Origin of the sequence: Streptomyces hygroscopicus subsp. hygroscopicus, assembly GCF_001553455.1 — a bacterium.
In the GTDB taxonomy this organism is placed as follows: domain Bacteria; phylum Actinomycetota; class Actinomycetes; order Streptomycetales; family Streptomycetaceae; genus Streptomyces; species Streptomyces hygroscopicus.
In genome coordinates this window covers 23,105-39,864 of sequence record NZ_BBOX01000133.1, presented here as the reverse complement: position 1 = coordinate 39,864, position 16,760 = coordinate 23,105, and the positions used below count along the sequence as shown (strand labels likewise).

Sequence of the window (16,760 nt, the reverse complement as noted above, 5' to 3'; positions counted from 1 at the left end):
CTTCATGGGCGAGGAGTTGGGGCGCCCGCACCCCCTTGGCAGGGGGCCACCACCCCGGCGCCGGCCGGCGGCGGCCCCCGTGCGGTGTGCCGGAGACAACCGCGTGGCGACGAACGGACGGTGGACGGGGCCGGACTGGGCATCACGGCCGGTCGGCTGGCCGTGACCGGTTCGGCACCGCTCCACGCCGGTCTGCGCCGCCGCCCCGGCGCTGACCCCGTGGCGGCCCGCCGTGCGCACGGGCGTGGCGCGCCGGCACCACGGGCGGCGGGCCCGGCGATCCGGGGGAGGCCCGGACGCGGACCGGGCGCGGACCGGGGAGAGGGACCGGGCGCGGACCGGGGGGAGGCATCGGCCGGGCACGCGCCCGCCGGCGCCGACGGGTGACGCGCGAGGAACGGGCGCGTCAGGCGAAGGCGGGCTGCCCGCCCCCGGCCTCCAGGATCGCGCCGGTGACACAGCTCGCCCGTGAGGAGACGAGGAAAACCACCGCTTCGGCGATCTCCCCGGGTTCCGCGGGCCTGCCCAGGACCGTGCCGCGCGCCACGGCCTGGAGGGCCGCCTCCCCCATCTCGGAGGTGCCGCGGGTACGGACCGGGCCCGAACGGACGGCGTTCACCCGGACTCCCCGGCCGCCGAACTCATCGGCCCACACCCGGGTCAGCAGCTCCAGCGCGGCCTTCGAGGCGCCGTACGCCCCGGCGTCCCGGGCGGGGACCCCGGCGGCGATGGTGCTGAGGTTGACGATGGCCCCGCGGCCCCGGGCGGCCATGCCCGGGGCGAGCCGTCCGACCAGCAGGAGCGGTGCGCGGGTGTTGATGGCCATATGGACGTCGAACATCTCGGGTGTGGTGCCAGCGGTGTCCGCGAACCGGTAGACACCGGCGTTGTTGACCAGGACATCCACCTCCCCCGCCTCGGCGGCCAGCCGCCGCACATCGTCCGCCTCGGCCAGATCCGCCGCCACGAACCTGGCCGTGGTGCCCGCCGCCGACACCTCCTCGACCACCTCCGCGCCCCGCCGCGCGTCCCGGCCGTGCACGACGACCTCGGCCCCCAGCGCCGCCAGGCGCAGGGCCACGGCGCGGCCGATCCCCGCGGTGGCACCCGTGACCAGGGCCGTGGCTCCGGACAGCTCACCCCTCATGCGGAACACTCCTCACCGTGTGCCGGATACCGGTCCCTACCGCGCGCACCGGATGCTTACCGCACCCGCCCCCGCCGGGCCGGACGGCTCGCCGCCTCGGGGCCGAACGGACACGGGCGAACCATTCCGTGGCGCACCGGCCGGGAAATGTGGCGCACCGGCCGGGGAGTTCCGTGGCGCACGCCGCGGAGAGCGGCTAGCTCGTCGGATCCCGCGCTGCCGCACCAGGCGCCGGTACGTGCCGTGGTCGTAGCAGCGGTCGGCGAGGAGCATGTCCGGCCGACGTCCGGGGCGGCCGACCTAACTGCGAACTATGCTGTTCGCTGATGGCCGGGGTTGCGCAGCAGGCAGTGTTCTGGACCGACGATTCGCCGGTCTGCGAGCCCATGGCGCACGGTGAGGACATCGCCGCGCACTTCCATGACTACGGCCAGCTGCGGTACGCCGCCTCTGGGGCGCTCGTCACGACGACCGAGGTCGGCACCTGGGTGGCGCCGGCGAACCGCATCACGTGGGTGCCGCCCTTCTATGTCCACAGCAGTCGCTCCTACGGCGAGACCGATGTCCGCGTGCTCCCGGTTCCGGCAGCGCTGTCCGAAGAACTGCCGCCCGAGCCGTCGGTCTTCGTGGCCAGTGCGCTGCTGCGCGAGGCATACCTGGCCATGAGCGGCGAGCACGAGACTGCCGCCAGTGAGCGTGGCCGTCTGCTGCTCGCAGTGATCGGCGCGGAGCTGATCCGCGCCCCGCAGGAGGCACTACGGCTGCCGGAGCCGAGCGATCCTCGCCTTAAGGCCGTCACCGACCTGCTGCACGCCGACCCGGCCATTTCGGCGACGCTGGCGGAGCTGGGGCACCGAACCGGCTCGAGCGAACGGACCCTCAGTCGGCTGTTCAGCAGCGAACTGTCGATGAGCTTCCATCAATGGCGCACGCTGCTGCGGATTCAGCGAGCGCTGCTCGAACTCTGTGAAGGTACCTCGGTCACCGAGACGGCGATCCGACTCGGCTGGGCGAACCCCGGCAGCTTCATCAAGGCCTTCACCGATCTCGTCGGCCAGACGCCCGGTCGTTACCGCTCCACAGCGGGTGCAGTTCACGGCTGAGCACTGCCTTTGCCGGCCTGGCGGGTTATCCGAAATTCTGGGCGGAACATCGGTGGCACGCCCGCCCGCTCGGCGGCCACGCTTTGAGGCATGTCTCATCACCTTCCGGGTCACGGCGCTGCGGCTCCGGCAGCTGCCACGACGGCATCCTCCGGAGTCACACTAGGTGACCTGATCATGCAGGCGCTCAGCCGGCACAGCTCGTCCGAGGCCTTCGTGGCTGGTGATCGGCGACTGACCTATGCGCACGTGAGGGATCTTCTCTCGCAGTACGTGGCCGCGCTGGCCCGTCGGGGAGTGGGGCGCGGCGTAGGGGTCACGATGCTCAGTCCGAACATGCCTGAATCGTGGATCGTCCAGGCCGCGACGTATCTCTTGGGTGGCCGCTTCACCGGGCTGCAGACCCTGGCCTCGGTCACGGACCACATCACCGTCTGCGAGGACGCGGAGGCCACGGTGCTGGTGGTGACCGCGCCCCTGGAGGAGCACGGACGCCAGGTCCTCGACGAGGTCGACTCCCTGCGCCACCTGATGGTGGTCCCCGCCGCCGGTGGTCCGCCCGAGGGCGAGCCCCCGGCGGTTCGATCGCTCGACCGTGGTCCGGCGACGGAGATGGATGTCGCCTGGCTGCAGTACACCGGGGGGACGACCGGCAGGCCCAAGGGCGTGATGCAGCCTCACCGGTCGATGGTGCAGATGGTCTATGCGCACATGGCCGACTTCGAGCAGCCACACCTCCCGCGGTACCTGGCAGCGGCCCCGCTCACCCACGCGGCCGGACTGGCCGTCATCCCGGCACTGCTGCGTGGCGGCACGGTCGTGATCGAGCAGGGCTTCGAACCCACCCGGTTCCTCGACGTTGTCGAGGCCGAGCACATCAACTGTGTGAACGGCATTCCGACGATGATCTACACCTTGTTGGATCAGGAGCGTCCGGAGACCAGAGACCTCTCCAGCCTTGAGGTCATCTGGTACGCCACCGGACCGATGTCGCCGGTGCGCCTGGCGGAGGCTCGCGAGCGGATCGGTCCGGTCTTCTCCCAGGTCTACGGGCAGACGGAGTCGGCCGGCATCGGGACGGTCCTGACCAAGGCCGCCCACGAGACCGCGAGCCTTGAGCAACTCGCCTCCTGTGGCCGTCCCGTGGTCGGCAACCGCATCAGGCTCATCGACGACGACGGGCACGACGTTCCGCTGGGCGAGGTGGGCGAGATCGCCATGCAGAGCCGCGGGGTGATGCAGGGCTACAAGAACCTCCCCGACGAGACAGAAGCGGCACTCAAGGGGGGATGGCTCCACACCGGAGACCTCGCCCGCCAGGACGCCGAGGGCCTGATCTACATCGTGGACCGCAAGAAGGACATGATCATCTCGGGCGGTTTCAACATCTACGCCAGCGAAGTCGAGGCCGCCCTGACGGCGCACCCTTCGGTGGGCTCAGCCGCCGTCATCGGCGTGCCGGACAGCCGCTGGGGCGAAATCGTCACCGCGTTCGTGGTCCCGCGACCGGGGCGACAGGTCGACATTCCCGCGCTCCAGTCCCACGTGAAGCAGGTCAAGGGATCGATGTACGCGCCCAAGAAGGTCGTGGTCCTGGACTCACTTCCCGCCACGCCGGTGGGAAAGATCGACAAGAAGCGCCTGCGCGCGCCGTTCTGGGCCGACTCGACCCGCCATGTCCACTGACCATCCCGATGCCCTTCCCATGGCCATTCACGAAAGGCACTCAGTGTGAACGTACCGCCGTCCCGACTGATCGACTTCCACTCCCACTGGGGCACGGAGCGAGGATGGAAGGGAAGCCCGTACGAGACCGCCGAAGACCGCGAGGCCCTGCGGGGCTACTTCAAGTGGGGCATGAGCTTCGTCAGCGAGGAGGAGCAGGCCGTCCAGTTTCGCCGCGCCCACGTCAAGGCGATGCTCGACTTCGCGTTCACCCACACCATGGACGCCGGTGCACTACGCGACCAGCATGACTACGCCTTCGACTATGCGCGCAGGCACCCCGACGTCGTACTCGGCAACTGGATCGGCATCGATCCCACGCAACCAGCTCATGTCAAGGAACTCGAGCGCTGCCTGAGCGAGGGGCCGGGACTTGTCGGACTGACGGTCCACTCGTTCACCCCGGCCGGGACACCCGACCAGCCGGAATGGGAGAACTGTCTGAACCTGTGCATCGAGGCCAACCGTCCCGTCCTGGTCCATGTCGGCATGTCGGCCACCGGGGCCGGCACCCGCGGAGGCATGGGCATCACCCTCGAGGGCTGCCACCCCCGCTACGTCGACCGCATCGCGGCCAAGCATCCCGATCTCAACGTGATCGCGGCTCGGGTGGCATGGCCCTGGCAGTCGGAAATGATCGCGGTCGCACTACACAAGGCGAACGTGTGGATGGAGCTCCACGGTTGGTCACCGCGCTATTTCCCCGACGAACTCAAGCACGAGATCGGCAGGCGGCTGCGCAAGAAGGTCTTCTTCGGAGCCGACTACCCGATGCTCACCCACGAGAGACTGGTCGAGGAGTGGCGCGAGGAGGGCTACTCCTCCGACATCCTCAACGACGTGTTCTCCGGCAACGCCGAGACCTTCCTCACCTCGATCGGAGTTCAGTGATGGACGTCGGACTGACCGGCAAGGTCGCGATCGTCGGCGGCGGCAGCGACGGGCTCGGATACGCCATCGCCGATCGTCTTCTGAAGGAAGGCGCCAATGTCACGATCTTCGCGCGACGCGCGGAGAAGGTCACAGCCGCCGCGCACCGGCTTGCCGGCGCATACGGCGAGGAGAAAGTCCTCGGGCTGGCCGCCGACTGCTCGGCCGACACCGACATCGAGCGCGTCACCGCCTCGACCCTTGAGCGATTCGGACCAGCCGTTCACGTTCTGGTCACCAACGACGGCGGACCGCCGATCCGGCGCATCTCCGAACTCACCGACGAGGCGTGGCTGAAGGCCTTCGAGCGCCACTTCTTCTACGTCGTCAGATCTGTGCGAGCCACCTTGCCGTACATGACCACCGAAGGCGGCAGCATCCTCAACGTGGTCTCCGGCGTCGTCGAGCGCCCGGCCGTCGGCATGGCGGCGTCCGTCGGCGTGTGGTCGGCGGTGATCGGCTACGCCAAGACCCTCGCCCTGGAGGTCGCCAGGCAAAACATCAACGTCAACACTCTGCTGTCCGGATTCTTCGACACCGCCCTGCTGGGCGGAATGCTGGCACGACAGCCAGAGTTGTCCAAGACCGGCCTCGGGAACGGGGTACCGATGGGACGCATCGGGGAGCCCCGCGAGTTTGCCGACCTGGTCGGTGCGCTCGTGTCACCCAACCTGCGATTCGTCACCGGCGCGGTGATCCCGGTTGACGGTGGCGCCGGCATCGGCATGGGTGCGAGCTTCGACTCGCCGACTTCGAAGTGAGGCACTGTTGATGAAGCGGACTATGAAGATCTCGACGATGCTCACCTACGGCACAGACCCGCAGGAGGCCGCTGACCACATCACTCGACTTGAGGCCGCCGGGCTCGACACCGTCTGGGTCGCCGAGGGGTACGGCTACGACTCGCCGACCCTGATGGGCTACCTGGCGGCCCGCACCTCAAGCGTGGAGATCGGCGCAGCCATCCTCAACGTCTACTCCCGCACCCCGACCATGCTCGCGTCGACCGCGGCCGGCCTCGACAGCGTGTCCGGCGGTCGCGCCATCATCGGCCTCGGCGCCTCCAACCCGAAGATCATCGAAGGGTGGCACGGCCTGCCCTTCGTACAGTCGACCGGCCGTACCAAGGAGACCGTCGAGATCATCCGCGCGGCCCTGCAGCGCGAGGCGGTCGACTACAGCGGCCACTCCTTCGAGATCCCTCTCCCAGCCGGCCAGGGCACCGGTCTCAGTGAGCCGCTGAAGATCATGACCAAGCCGCTACGCCCCTCGGTTCCGCTCTACATCGCCGCGCTGGGACCGAAATCTGTCGAAGGCGCGGCGGAGTACGCCGACGGCTGGCTGCCTTTCCTGTACTCCCCCGAGGGCGCCGCCGGGGTATGGGGCGACGCGCTTGCCGCGGGAACCGCGAAGCGCTCCGAGAACCTCGCGCCCCTGGAGGTCGTCGCCGGTGGCATCGTCGCCATCGGCGAGGACGTGAAGGAGATACTCGACCTCGCGCGGCCGATACTCGCGCTCTACATCGGAGGCATGGGCGCCCGCGGCAAGAACTTTTTCAACGACCTCGTCCGACGCTACGGCTACGAAGCCGAGGCCAAGGAGATCCAGGACCTCTACCTCGACGGCAAGAAGAAGGAAGCCGAGGCCAAGGTCCCATTCCAACTCCTTGAACAGACCAACCTCGTCGGTCCGGCCTCTTACGTCCGGGAGCGGATCGAAGCCTTCCGCGAGTCCGGCGTCACCAATCTCCAGGTGACCCCGACCGGCGACGACCCCGCCGGACTCGTGCGCCAACTCAAAGAGTGGGTGGCCTGACTTCCGCTTCTGCCCGGGCAACACCCCTGCAGCGCTTGACGGTCGACGGCCCCGAGGCGGTGGACTCCCGGCCTCGGGATCGTTGAAGCGACGGCCCCCTCCAGTCCCAGTCCCGCCGAAGGTGCTGCAGGCCGAACTGCGCGGCCGTCCCCGCGCGTGCCATGGGGGTGTGCCGATCACGGTGCGGCTGACCGGGGCGGTGCGCAGCTGCGGCGGCCGGCGCACGGTGCTGCCCCGCCAGCGCTGACGGCGGGAGACACCGCATCCCGTGCGGCCACGGCGGTGGTGATGGCGCAAAGCACGTTGCACGCCAGGACGCTAGGCTAGCCAACGAGACGATACGGTTCGTCACGTGAGGAGCGTTCCATGACCACCGCCAGACACTGGTTCATCACGGGTGCCTCCCGGGGCCTGGGCCGCGCCTTCACCGAGGCCGCCCTCGCCGCCGGAGACCGTGTCGTGGCCGCCGCCCGCGATGTCGGGCCGCTGACCGGGCCGGCCGAGGAGCATCCGGACGCTCTCGTACGGCTCCCCCTGGATGTCTCCGACCGGGATGCGGTGTTCGCTGCGGTGGAACGGGCGGTGGAGGCGGTCGGCCACCTCGACATCGTGGTCAACAACGCCGGCGGTCTGCTGTACGGCATGGTGGAGGAGGCTACGGAGCGGCAGGTCCGGGACCACTTCGACGTCAACTTCTTCGGTGCGCTCTGGGTGACCCAGGCGGTCATCCCGCATCTGCGCGCACGGCGCTCCGGGCGCGTCCTGCAGGTCACCACGATGGGCACCGGCGGTGGCATGGCCTCCGTCGGGTACTACGGGGCGGGCAAGGCGGCGCTCGACTGTGTCAGCGAGGCGCTGGCGATGGAGGTCGAGCAGTTCGGGATCAAGGTGACCGTGCTGCAGATGGGCGGCTACGCCACGGAGCTGTTCACCACGGGCACCACGGCCACCGCTCCCGACCCGGCCTACCAGAGCCTGCGGGCACGGCTGGCGGAGATGTGGGGCGAGGACGCCGGACCGGACCCGGCGACCGCCGCGCCGCTCGTCATGAAGCTGGTCGACCTGCCCGATCCGCCACGGCGCCTGATCGTCGGCAGCCGCTCGTTCGACCTCGTCCAGGAGATGCACCGGGCCCGGCTCGAGCAGTACCGCGCCTGGGAGGACCTGAGCCGCACGGCGCCGGGCTGATTCCGGCTCCACCCGGTGACACGATCTTCCGTGCGGCGCTCGTCTTTGCTGTACTGCGAAGGGGCCGGACACACCGTCATCCCGCCGTCGAGTCGTCCAGCCATGTCGCCCCCGTGATGTGTCCGCCGCCGGAACGGCTCCTCGCCCAGACGCCATCACCCGTTCGCCAGAGGGAGTGCGGAAGTGACTGACACGGGAACACACCGCCGGCGGCGCAGCGCGGCCTGGTTCGGCGCGGAGGGCCGCTCCGGCATGGTCTACCGCTCCTGGATGCGCAACCAGGGCTATTCCGGGGAGGTGTTCGACGGCCGGCCGGTGATCGGCATCGCCACCACGTGGTCGGAACTGGCGCCCTGCAACAGCCATCTGCACCGGGTGGCGGAGTCGGTGAAGCGCGGGGTCTGGCAGGCGGGCGGCTTTCCGCTGGAGTTCCCCGCGATGGCGCTGGGCGAGACGCTGATGCGGCCCACCGCGATGCTCTACCGCAATCTGCTGGCCATGGAGGCCGAGGAGCTGATGCGGGCCAATCCGCTGGACGGTGTGGTGCTGCTGTCCGGCTGCGACAAGACCACCCCCGGTCTGCTGATGGCCGCCTCCAGCGTCGATCTGCCGGCCATCATGGTCACTGGCGGCCCGATGCTGAACGGCAAGTACCGGGGCGGGGACGTGGGCTCGGGCACCCAGGTGTGGCGGTTCGAGGCGGAGCTGGCGGCCGGGCGGATGACACAGGAGGAATGCGACTTCGCCGAGGGCTGCATGGCGCGGTCGAACGGCCACTGCATGACCATGGGCACCGCCTCCACCATGGCGTCGATGGCCGAGGCGCTCGGTATGCAGCTGCCCTACTCGGCGAGCTGGCCGGCGGTGGACGCCCGGCGGTACGAGACGGCCCAGCGCGCCGGGCGGCGGATCGTGGCCATGGTGGAGGAGGATCTGCGGCCCTCGCAGATCATGACCCGGGCGGCGTTCGAGAACGCGATCCGGGTCAACGCGGCCATCGGCGGCTCCACCAACGCGGTGATCCACCTGCTGGCCATCGCGGGGCGGCTGGGTGTGCCCCTGACGCTCGACGACTTCGACGCGCTGGCCCGCGAGGTGCCCACGCTGGTCGATCTCCAGCCCTCCGGGCGGTTCCTGATGGAGGACTTCTGCTACGCCGGGGGGCTGCCGGTGGTGATGCGCGAACTGGGCGCGCTGCTGCACACGGACGCGGCCACGGCGAGCGGGCGCACGGTGGCGGAGAACGTCGCCGGCGCCGAGTGCTGGAACCGCGAGGTGATCCGGCCGCTGGACGACCCGTTCCAGGAAGCCGGCACCGGCACCGCGGTACTGCGCGGCAACCTCGCGCCCAACGGCGCGGTGATCAAACAGTCCGCCGCGTCCCGGCACCTGCTCCGCCACCGCGGCCGGGCCCTGGTGTTCGACACACCGGAGGACTACCTCGCCGTCCACGCCGACGAGGACCTGCCGGTGGACGAGAACACCGTGCTGGTGATCCGGGGCAGCGGCCCCCGTGGCTATCCGGGCATGCCCGAGGTCGCCAATGTGGTGCTGCCGCCGAAGCTGCTGCGCCAGGGCGTCGAGGACATGGTGCGCGTCTGCGACGGCCGGATGTCCGGCACCGGATTCGGCACCGTGGTGCTGCACGTGTCCCCCGAATCCGCGGTCGGCGGCCCGCTGGCGCTGGTGCGCGACGGCGACTGGATCACCCTGGACGTCCCGGCGCGTGCGCTGACCCTGGAGGTCGGCGAGGAGGAGCTGGAGCGCCGGCGGGCCGCCTGGGAACCCCCGCCGCCGGTCGCCGAGCGGGGCTGGAGCAGGCTCTACACTGAGCATGTGCTCCAGGCGGATCAGGGCCTGGACCTGGACTTCCTGACCGGCTCCAGCGGACACCAGGTGCCGCGCGAGTCGCACTGACCGGCCCGGTACGGAGACGGTTCCCCCTTCATCGCCCGCCCCCACCGGCCTCCCGAAGTCGTGCAACCGCCACCAACCTGGAGGCGCGGGCGCCGGGCACGGCGCATGCCGGACGGATGAGACGGCCTGTACGGTCCCGGCCACCGGGCCGGGCCGGTGGCCGGGTCAGTGGCCGGGACCGTGTGCCAAAAGCCTGCGCAGCCACCGCAGCCGGGCGGCTCGCGCGTCCCGCGAGACGGCTGCCTCCGGCGCCATGCTGTCGAATCCGTGGAAAGCGCCGGACCAGACGTGCAGTTCGGCCTGTCCCCCGGCACGCCAGATCCGGCGAGCGTAGTCGACGTCCTCGTCGCGGAAGGTCTCCACGGATCCCGCGTCGACGAACGCGGGCGGCAGTCCGGACAGATCCGCCGCACGGGCCGGTGCGGCGTACGGCGACACGTCGTCCCTCCCGCGTGCGGCACCGAGCAGCGCGGTCCATCCGGCTTCGTTGGCGGTGCTGTCCCACACCCCGACCCCGGTCATCTGCCGGGCGGACGGTGTGTCGTTGCGGTCGTCCAGCATGGGACACATCAGCAGTTGCCCGAACAGGGCGGGGCCACCGCGGTCGCGGGCCAGCAGGGCGACGGCCGCGGCGAGGCCGCCGCCCGCGCTGCCGCCGACGACGATGACGCGTTCCGGGTCGATGCCCAGCTCGGCGGCGTGTTCGGCCGTCCAGACCAGACCGGCGTAGCAGTCCTCGACCGGCCCGGGATGCCGGGTCCCGGGCGCCAGGCGGTACTCGACGGACACCACGGTGAGCCCCAGTTCCTCGGCGAGGTCGAGCATTTCCGGCACGCCCAAGCGGTTGTCGCCGATCATCATGCCGCCCCCGTGGATGTGGTAGAGCGCCGGTGTCGGCGTGGCGGCGTCCGCCGGGCGGCAGATCAACAGCGAGACGTCCGGCGCGTCCGCCGGTCCGGGGACGGACCGCTCCTCGACCCGGAAGGTCCCGCCGCGCGCCAGGTCCTCGTCGGTCAGGGGTACCAGGCCGGGCATCTCCTGAGGGGCCGTGGTGTCCGTATCGGCCGCGGACCGTCCGGGCGGCATGATCTCATGGATGGCCGCGAGCGCCGGGAGGAGTTCCGGATCGAACGGCGGCGGTGGCCCGAGCGGTGCCGTGGCCGCCGCGTCGGGGGAGGTGTTCTCCATGGTCGGCTCCCAGGGTCGTGGGCGGAGGATCCCCCGCGTCGGGCAACGCTGATCCAAGATCAGCCGCGCGGGCGGATTCTACCGGCCGCGCGTGGCACGGCGGTGGGCGTCCTGACGCGCCGTGTGGCCAGCGCCGTGCACTGATCGCACGGCGCGATCAGCGCCCAGTGGCGCCACGCGATCAGCGACCGATCCACACCGTGCGATGAGCGCCCGGTCGGCCCGTGCGACGAGCACGCGGTCGGCGCCGTGCCGTCCGGCGTTCCAGGCTCTCGTCGTACGGCTCCCGCCCGGCCGGGACCGGCCACCACGGGACGACCCACCACGAGCCGACCGACCAGCAGCAGGCCGACCACCGGGCCCACCGCAAACCTACCCGCCATCAGCAGCCCCGACACGAGCCGGAGGCCCTCGCCGCTCCGCTCAGGCGGGGCTCACCCAGGCGCCCCGTTCGGCGGAGCGGGCCATGGCGTCCAGCACAGTGGCGCTGCGCACGGCGTCGTCCAGGGTGGCGCCGTGCGCGGTGCCCTCGGCGATGGAGCGGAGGAAGTGGTACGCCTCGATCACCTTCAGGTCGTCGTATCCCATGCTGTTGGCCGCGCCCGGCTGGAAGGCGCCGTACTCGCCGTGTCCGGGGCCGACGTACACGGTGGAGACGGGCTGGTCCTGGTACGCGGTGCCGCGGCTGACGCCGAGTTCGCCCATGCGGCGGAAGTCCCAGTGGACGGCGCCCTTGGTGCCGTGGATCTCGAAGCCGTAGGTGTTCTGCTCGCCGACCGAGACCCGGCACGCCTCCAGCACTCCGCGGGCGCCGGAGGCGAAGCGCAGCAGACAGGAGACGTAGTCCTCGTTCTCCACCGGGCCTGGCTCGCCGCCGGTGGCCCGGGTGTGGCCGGCGGTGGCTCCGGCGGGGCGGGCCCGCTCGGGCACGAAGACGGCGGTGTCGGCGATCAGGGCGTCGATCTCGCCGAGCAGGAAACGGGCCAGGTCCACTCCGTGGGAGGCCAGGTCGCCCAGCACTCCGCTGCCGCCCCGAGCGCGTTCGTACCGCCAGGTCAGCGCGGCCTCGGGGTGGGCGGCGTAGTCGCTGAAGAGACGGATGCGGGCATGGGTGACGGTGCCGATCTCCCCGGCGGCGATCATGGCGCGGGCGGTCTGGACGGCGGGCGCGTTGCGGTAGTTGAAGCCGACCGCGCCCTGGACCCCGGCCTCGGCCACGGCGGCGGCGACCGCGCGGGCGTCGTCGGCGGTGAGTCCGACCGGCTTCTCGATCCAGATGTGCTTGCCCGCCCGGGCCATGGCGGTGCCGATCTCGCGGTGCAGGAAGTTCGGCGCGGCGACGCTCACCGCCCGGATCCTGGGGTCGGCGGCGATCTCGTGCCAGTCCCGGGCGGCGGTGGCGAAGCCGTACCGCTCCGCGGCCTCCTCGGCCCGGCCGGGCACCTCGTCGGCGACGGCGATCAGTTCGGGCCGTACGGTCAGCTGCGGGAAGTGGTGCGGCAGACGGACGTACGCCTGGGTGTGCACCCGCCCCATCCAGCCGAACCCCACGACGGCGACCCCGAGCGTACGCACCATGACTGCCCTTCGTTGAACCGTTCCAGCAACCCTCCCGGGCCACACGGGAAAGAGCGTATCCGGGCACGAAAAAGCCCCGCCCGGCGCCACGGGGGAAGCGCACGGACGGGGCATGGGCGGGGCTCAGCCGGCTTGCGCGCGCTGACCGGTCGGCCCCGGCCATGGCAGTAGACGCAGACGGGTAGCCTGCATGTGTTGCGCTGCCCTCGGCCTGGTAGCTCAGGTGCGTCCTTGCGTAGCGGACAGTCTTTCCCGGAAGCGCGGTCTCCCCTGGTGAGTGAGTGGTGACTGATGGTGACTGGGTACCCTGTCACCATGGCTGACGGTGGGGAGTTTGGGCGCATCGCGCGGGCGGCCCTGAAGGCTCGCGGCATGACGATTCGAGCCGCCGCACGCGCGGTGAACTTTGACCACGCCTATCTCAGCAGGGTGTTCGCCGGGAAACAGCTTCCGTCTCCGCAGTTGGCGCAAGCCCTGGACCGGTTATTCGGCACCGGCAGAGCACTGGTGGACCTGGCGGACCGACTGGCCGAAGCAGCTACCCTGTCCGGCTCAGCCCCTCCCGCATCTCTCAGCGACTTCCTTCCGGAGGACGACCCCCTCGCCCCTCTGGCCAGCCGAACGGGCCGCAGGATCGGCATGGAGGACGTCAAGGACCAGGCCCAGAGAGTCCACGCCCTCCGGCTGGCTGATGACGTGGTGTACGGACGGGACCTCATCGGCCCCGCCCTCCGGGAGTTACGCACAGCCGTCCGCCTGTATCGGGAGAACACACACACCGACAGCGTGGGGCGCGAACTCCTCCGAACCATCGGGGAGCTGGCGCAGATCTGTGGGTGGATCTCCGCCGACGCCGGGCAGCACGCGGAGGCCGAGCGGATCTATCGCTTGGGACTGTCCGCCGCGAACACCGCCGGGGACGCCACGCTGGCGGGGAACCTCCTGGGCTCCCTCGCCTACCTGGCCTCCAATACCGGCCGCGAACGCGAGGGCGTGGAGATGGCCAGGGCCGCCTCCGATGGCGCCCCAGACGCCCCGCCCCGGGCACGCGCGCTGTTCCTGGACCGCGTGGCCTGGGCCAACGCCAAGACAGGTCAGGCACAGCCCGCCATGCGTGCCCTGGCGCAGGCCCACGAAGCGATCATCAGCGACTACGACGGACCTGAAGAACCTACCTGGACTTACTGGGTATCCACGGCAGAGCTGGAGGTTATGGATTCCCGCGTCTTCACGGAACTGCGTCGGCCCCTCCGGGCGGTTCCGCTGCTCCGCCGGGTGCTGAGCCAGTACGACGCCACGCACACGCGGGAGATGGCTCTGTACCTCTCATGGCTGGCCGTGGCCCTGGCGGATGCGAACGAGCCGGAAGAGGCAGCAGCCACCACCGAGCGGGTGATCTCGCTGTCCTCCGCCGGAGCCTCGGAGCGCACGGCCGGCAGGGCACGCGTGGCCCTCGGCCGCCTCATGGAGTACCGGGGAGTGCCGGAGGTGGACAGCCTCCTGGCCCAGTACCCGGCCGCGTAGGGCCACCCCGGTCAGGCAACCCGTGGGATCGGATACGCGCTGACGAGGCGGCCGACGTCGACAGCACGACGTCCCAGCGGACAGGAACGCGAAAAGCCCCCGCCGGATGAGTCGCTGACGTCCGTAAGGATTGACGGGGCGTTGCCATGTCGGCGTCCCGTCATCGCGATGTACGGCCGGTGCCGCCTGCTGGACGAGGCGGAGCGCCCCCGCCACCGCAGGACCAGGTTCACCGTCGGCTGCTGACGGGCCGGACGCCACCGTGGCGGGCCCAGCCGTCACGGTGGCGTCATCCGCGGCTGCGCTCGTCGAGCGCACCGCCGGCCGCTCCCACCGCCGCGCCGACGACGACCATGACGACATAGCCGTAGACCTCATAGCCGTCGGGGACCAGGAAGCGGACGAAGCCCATGAAGTGGAGCCAGCCCCACCATTCGTGCAGCAGACCGCTTCCGCCGCCGACGACCAGGGCGAAGCTGACCACGTGTGACAGGGCGGCCAGGGGAGATGTGGGCGTGCTGGATGTCATGGTCCGAACGTAGGCGGACCGCCCCGGGCAGCGGATCGGGCAGAAGGCGGCGTGAGGGTGACCTGAGACGGCGATCCGCCACCGGCGAGTGGTACTTAAGTATCCGCTCGGGCCACGGACCGCCGTTGGCCCGCGTGGTCCGCGTAGATTGCCGGGACATGCGCCGCATCCACCGCATCCACCGCACCCGCCGCGACTGGGCCGCCGATCTGGGGCTGTTGCTCTTCGCCGCCTGCTTCGCCGTCGCCAGCTCGGATTCCATACCGGTCGAGGAGGGCCTTGACCCGCTGTCGCGGACCGTCGATCAGCTGGTCGGCGGGCTGGGATGTGCGACGGTGCTGCTGCGGCGGCGGTGGCCGGTGGCGCTGGCGGTGGCGCTGCTGCTGGCGGGCGGCGAGGTCTCGCACTATCTGACCGGTCCGGCGATGGTGGCGGTGTTCACGGTGGCCGCGACCCGGCCGTGGCGGGCCACGGCGTGGGTGGCGGCGGTGGCCTTCGTACCGCTTCCCGGTTTTCTGTGGCAGCTGCCCGAGGTGTCCGGGGAGCGGAGGGGTTCGGCGCTGACCTACTTCGCGCTGATCGCCGGCGCGATCGGGTGGGGGTTGTTCCGGCGGTCCCGTCAGCAGCTGATCGCCTCGCTGCGGGCGCGGGCGGAACTCGCCGAGGCGGACGTGGAGCTGCGCGCCGAGCGGGCCCGCCGGGAGGCGCGGGAGGAGATCGCGCGGGAGATGCACGATGTGCTGGGGCATCGGCTGACGCTGCTGAGCGTGCACGCGGGGGCGCTGGAGTTCCACACCAACGCGCCCCGGGAGGAGATCGGGAAGGCCGCGGGGGTGATCCGGGAGAGCGCCCGGCTGGCGCTGCGCGATCTGCGCGAGGTGATCGGGGTGCTGCGCGCGGATCCGGGTCAGGGCGACCGGCCGCAGCCTGAACTGGCCGACGTGGCCCGGCTGGTGGCGGAGGCCCGGGCGGCGGGCGGCCGGATCGAGCTGACCGGGCCGCCCGACGGCCCCGTACCGCCGCCCGTCGTGGGGCGGACGGCGTACCGGATCGTGCAGGAGGCACTGACCAACGCGCGCAAACACGCGCCCGGCGCGGCGGTCGCGGTACGGGTGACCGGCGCGCCGGCGGACCGGCTGACGGTGGAGGTCCACAACGCGCCGTCGCCCGGGGCGGTTTCGGGGCCGGACGGTGGCGAGGGCGGCGGGCAGGGGCTGATCGGGTTGGCCGAACGGGCCCGGCTGGCCGGCGGCGAGCTGAACGCCGGTCCGGACGGCGGCGGTTTCCGGGTCCGCGCCTGGCTACCCTGGCCTGCGGCGGACCCGGTGTCGGCCACGGACCGGGGATGAGGTCCGCCACGGACCGGGGATGAGGTCCGCCACGGATGACGGCTGAGGGATGAGGGAGGGCGGCGCGGGTGATTCATGTCCTGCTGGTGGACGACGACGCGATCGTACGGGCCGGGCTGCGCCTGATGCTGGGGGGCGCCCCGGACATCGAGGTCGTCGCGGAGGCGGCCGACGGGGCGGAGGTGCCCGCCCTGGTCGCCGCGCACCGGCCCGATGTGGTGCTGATGGACATCCGGATGCCGGGCGTCGACGGGCTGACCGCCACCACGGAGCTGAGGGCCCGGCCCGGGGCCCCGGAGGTGCTGGTGCTGACCACCTTCCACACCGACGCCCATGTGCTGCGGGCGCTGCGCGCCGGCGCGGCCGGGTTCCTCCTCAAGGACACCCCGCCGCGGGACATCGTCACGGCCATCCGGACGGTGGCCGCGGGGGACCCGGTGCTCTCCCCCGCCGTCACCCGGCGGCTGATCGAGCAGGTGGCGGGCGGCGGGCGGGAGGACCGGGCCACCGCCGCCCGGTCCCGGCTGGCGCTGCTGGGCGAGCGGGAGCGGGAGGTGGCCCGGGCGGTCGGGCGCGGCCGTTCCAACGCGGAGATCGCCCGGGAGCTGCATCTGGCGCTGCCGACGGTCAAGGCCCATGTGTCGCGCATCCTGACCCGGCTGAACCTCAACAACCGCGTCCAGATCGCCCTGCTGGTCCATGACGCCGGTCTGTCGGACGACGGCTGAGCGGCGCGCCTCACGCCCCGGCAGCGGCCGACGGGGCAG

The 16,760-nt window shown here is 71.2% G+C and carries 14 protein-coding genes; 10 read left to right on the top strand and 4 right to left on the bottom strand.

The genetic code is table 11. The annotated features are described in order from the left end of the window. Window positions 1–406: 406 nt before the first annotated feature. Window positions 407–1,147: an SDR family NAD(P)-dependent oxidoreductase gene (locus AXW62_RS15720; protein ID WP_060945102.1), complete on the bottom strand. Its 741-nt coding sequence runs from the start codon at window positions 1,145–1,147 to the stop codon at window positions 407–409. Between the two features lie 326 nt (window positions 1,148–1,473). Here AXW62_RS15720 and AXW62_RS15715 point away from each other — a divergent pair, with 326 nt between their 5' ends. From AXW62_RS15715 to AXW62_RS15685, 7 genes are all read left to right on the top strand, one after another. Beyond that, a complete protein-coding gene (locus tag AXW62_RS15715) occupies window positions 1,474–2,250 on the top strand; it encodes an AraC family transcriptional regulator (protein WP_060945101.1) in 777 nt (258 codons plus the stop codon). Window positions 2,251–2,340: 90 nt separating this feature from the next. Beyond that, window positions 2,341–3,936: an AMP-binding protein gene (locus tag AXW62_RS15710; RefSeq protein WP_079115640.1), complete on the top strand. Its 1,596-nt coding sequence runs from the start codon at window positions 2,341–2,343 to the stop codon at window positions 3,934–3,936. A gap of 45 nt (window positions 3,937–3,981) precedes the next feature. Next, a complete protein-coding gene (locus AXW62_RS15705) occupies window positions 3,982–4,866 on the top strand; it encodes an amidohydrolase family protein (RefSeq protein WP_060945099.1) in 885 nt (294 codons plus the stop codon). Then, window positions 4,866–5,666: an SDR family oxidoreductase gene (locus tag AXW62_RS15700; RefSeq protein ID WP_060945098.1), complete on the top strand. Its 801-nt coding sequence runs from the start codon at window positions 4,866–4,868 to the stop codon at window positions 5,664–5,666. Before AXW62_RS15705 ends, AXW62_RS15700 begins: the two co-directional genes overlap by 1 nt. Window positions 5,667–5,688: 22 nt before the next feature. Further along, window positions 5,689–6,720 carry an LLM class F420-dependent oxidoreductase gene (locus AXW62_RS15695; protein WP_060945097.1) on the top strand — a complete coding sequence of 344 codons (1,032 nt, stop codon included), beginning with the start codon at window positions 5,689–5,691 and terminating at the stop codon, window positions 6,718–6,720. 366 nt (window positions 6,721–7,086) lie between these two features. After that, the gene (locus AXW62_RS15690; protein WP_060945096.1) at window positions 7,087–7,908 is read left to right on the top strand and encodes an SDR family NAD(P)-dependent oxidoreductase; all 822 of its coding nucleotides are present in this window, start codon (window positions 7,087–7,089) and stop codon (window positions 7,906–7,908) included. Between the two features lie 183 nt (window positions 7,909–8,091). Continuing rightward, window positions 8,092–9,825: an IlvD/Edd family dehydratase gene (locus AXW62_RS15685; protein ID WP_079115639.1), complete on the top strand. Its 1,734-nt coding sequence runs from the start codon at window positions 8,092–8,094 to the stop codon at window positions 9,823–9,825. A 165-nt stretch (window positions 9,826–9,990) separates the two neighbouring features. Here the strand turns inward: AXW62_RS15685 and AXW62_RS15680 are convergent, their stop codons facing one another. Together AXW62_RS15680 and AXW62_RS15675 are read right to left on the bottom strand one after the other, a co-directional pair. Next, entirely contained in the window at window positions 9,991–11,013 is a 1,023-nt protein-coding gene (locus AXW62_RS15680; RefSeq protein WP_060945095.1) for an alpha/beta hydrolase, read from the bottom strand. 423 nt (window positions 11,014–11,436) lie between these two features. Then, window positions 11,437–12,591, bottom strand: coding sequence for a Gfo/Idh/MocA family protein (locus tag AXW62_RS15675; RefSeq protein WP_060945094.1), 1,155 nt, complete (start codon window positions 12,589–12,591; stop codon window positions 11,437–11,439). A 291-nt stretch (window positions 12,592–12,882) separates the two neighbouring features. Here AXW62_RS15675 and AXW62_RS15670 point away from each other — a divergent pair, with 291 nt between their 5' ends. Beyond that, window positions 12,883–14,115 (top strand): helix-turn-helix domain-containing protein, encoded by a 1,233-nt coding sequence (locus tag AXW62_RS15670; protein WP_102884997.1) that lies wholly within the window; start codon window positions 12,883–12,885, stop codon window positions 14,113–14,115. 289 nt (window positions 14,116–14,404) lie between these two features. Here the strand turns inward: AXW62_RS15670 and AXW62_RS15665 are convergent, their stop codons facing one another. Continuing rightward, window positions 14,405–14,644, bottom strand: coding sequence for a hypothetical protein (locus tag AXW62_RS15665; RefSeq protein ID WP_030825490.1), 240 nt, complete (start codon window positions 14,642–14,644; stop codon window positions 14,405–14,407). A 167-nt stretch (window positions 14,645–14,811) separates the two neighbouring features. Between AXW62_RS15665 and AXW62_RS15660 the strand changes: the two genes are divergently transcribed. Both AXW62_RS15660 and AXW62_RS15655 read left to right on the top strand, forming a co-directional pair. Next, window positions 14,812–15,993: a sensor histidine kinase gene (locus AXW62_RS15660; RefSeq protein WP_060945104.1), complete on the top strand. Its 1,182-nt coding sequence runs from the start codon at window positions 14,812–14,814 to the stop codon at window positions 15,991–15,993. Window positions 15,994–16,061: 68 nt separating this feature from the next. Further along, a complete protein-coding gene (locus AXW62_RS15655; protein ID WP_060945093.1) occupies window positions 16,062–16,721 on the top strand; it encodes a response regulator in 660 nt (219 codons plus the stop codon). Window positions 16,722–16,760: the final 39 nt, after the last annotated feature.

Coding starts and splice junctions, on each gene's coding strand:
- AXW62_RS15720 (WP_060945102.1), bottom strand. CDS start 1,147: ATGAGGGGTGAGCTGTCCGGAGCCACGGCCCTGGTCACGGGTGCCACC.
- AXW62_RS15715 (WP_060945101.1), top strand. CDS start 1,474: ATGGCCGGGGTTGCGCAGCAGGCAGTGTTCTGGACCGACGATTCGCCG.
- AXW62_RS15710 (WP_079115640.1), top strand. CDS start 2,341: ATGTCTCATCACCTTCCGGGTCACGGCGCTGCGGCTCCGGCAGCTGCC.
- AXW62_RS15700 (WP_060945098.1), top strand. CDS start 4,866: ATGGACGTCGGACTGACCGGCAAGGTCGCGATCGTCGGCGGCGGCAGC.
- AXW62_RS15695 (WP_060945097.1), top strand. CDS start 5,689: ATGAAGATCTCGACGATGCTCACCTACGGCACAGACCCGCAGGAGGCC.
- AXW62_RS15690 (WP_060945096.1), top strand. CDS start 7,087: ATGACCACCGCCAGACACTGGTTCATCACGGGTGCCTCCCGGGGCCTG.
- AXW62_RS15680 (WP_060945095.1), bottom strand. CDS start 11,013: ATGGAGAACACCTCCCCCGACGCGGCGGCCACGGCACCGCTCGGGCCA.
- AXW62_RS15675 (WP_060945094.1), bottom strand. CDS start 12,591: ATGGTGCGTACGCTCGGGGTCGCCGTCGTGGGGTTCGGCTGGATGGGG.
- AXW62_RS15670 (WP_102884997.1), top strand. CDS start 12,883: ATGGTGACTGGGTACCCTGTCACCATGGCTGACGGTGGGGAGTTTGGG.
- AXW62_RS15665 (WP_030825490.1), bottom strand. CDS start 14,644: ATGACATCCAGCACGCCCACATCTCCCCTGGCCGCCCTGTCACACGTG.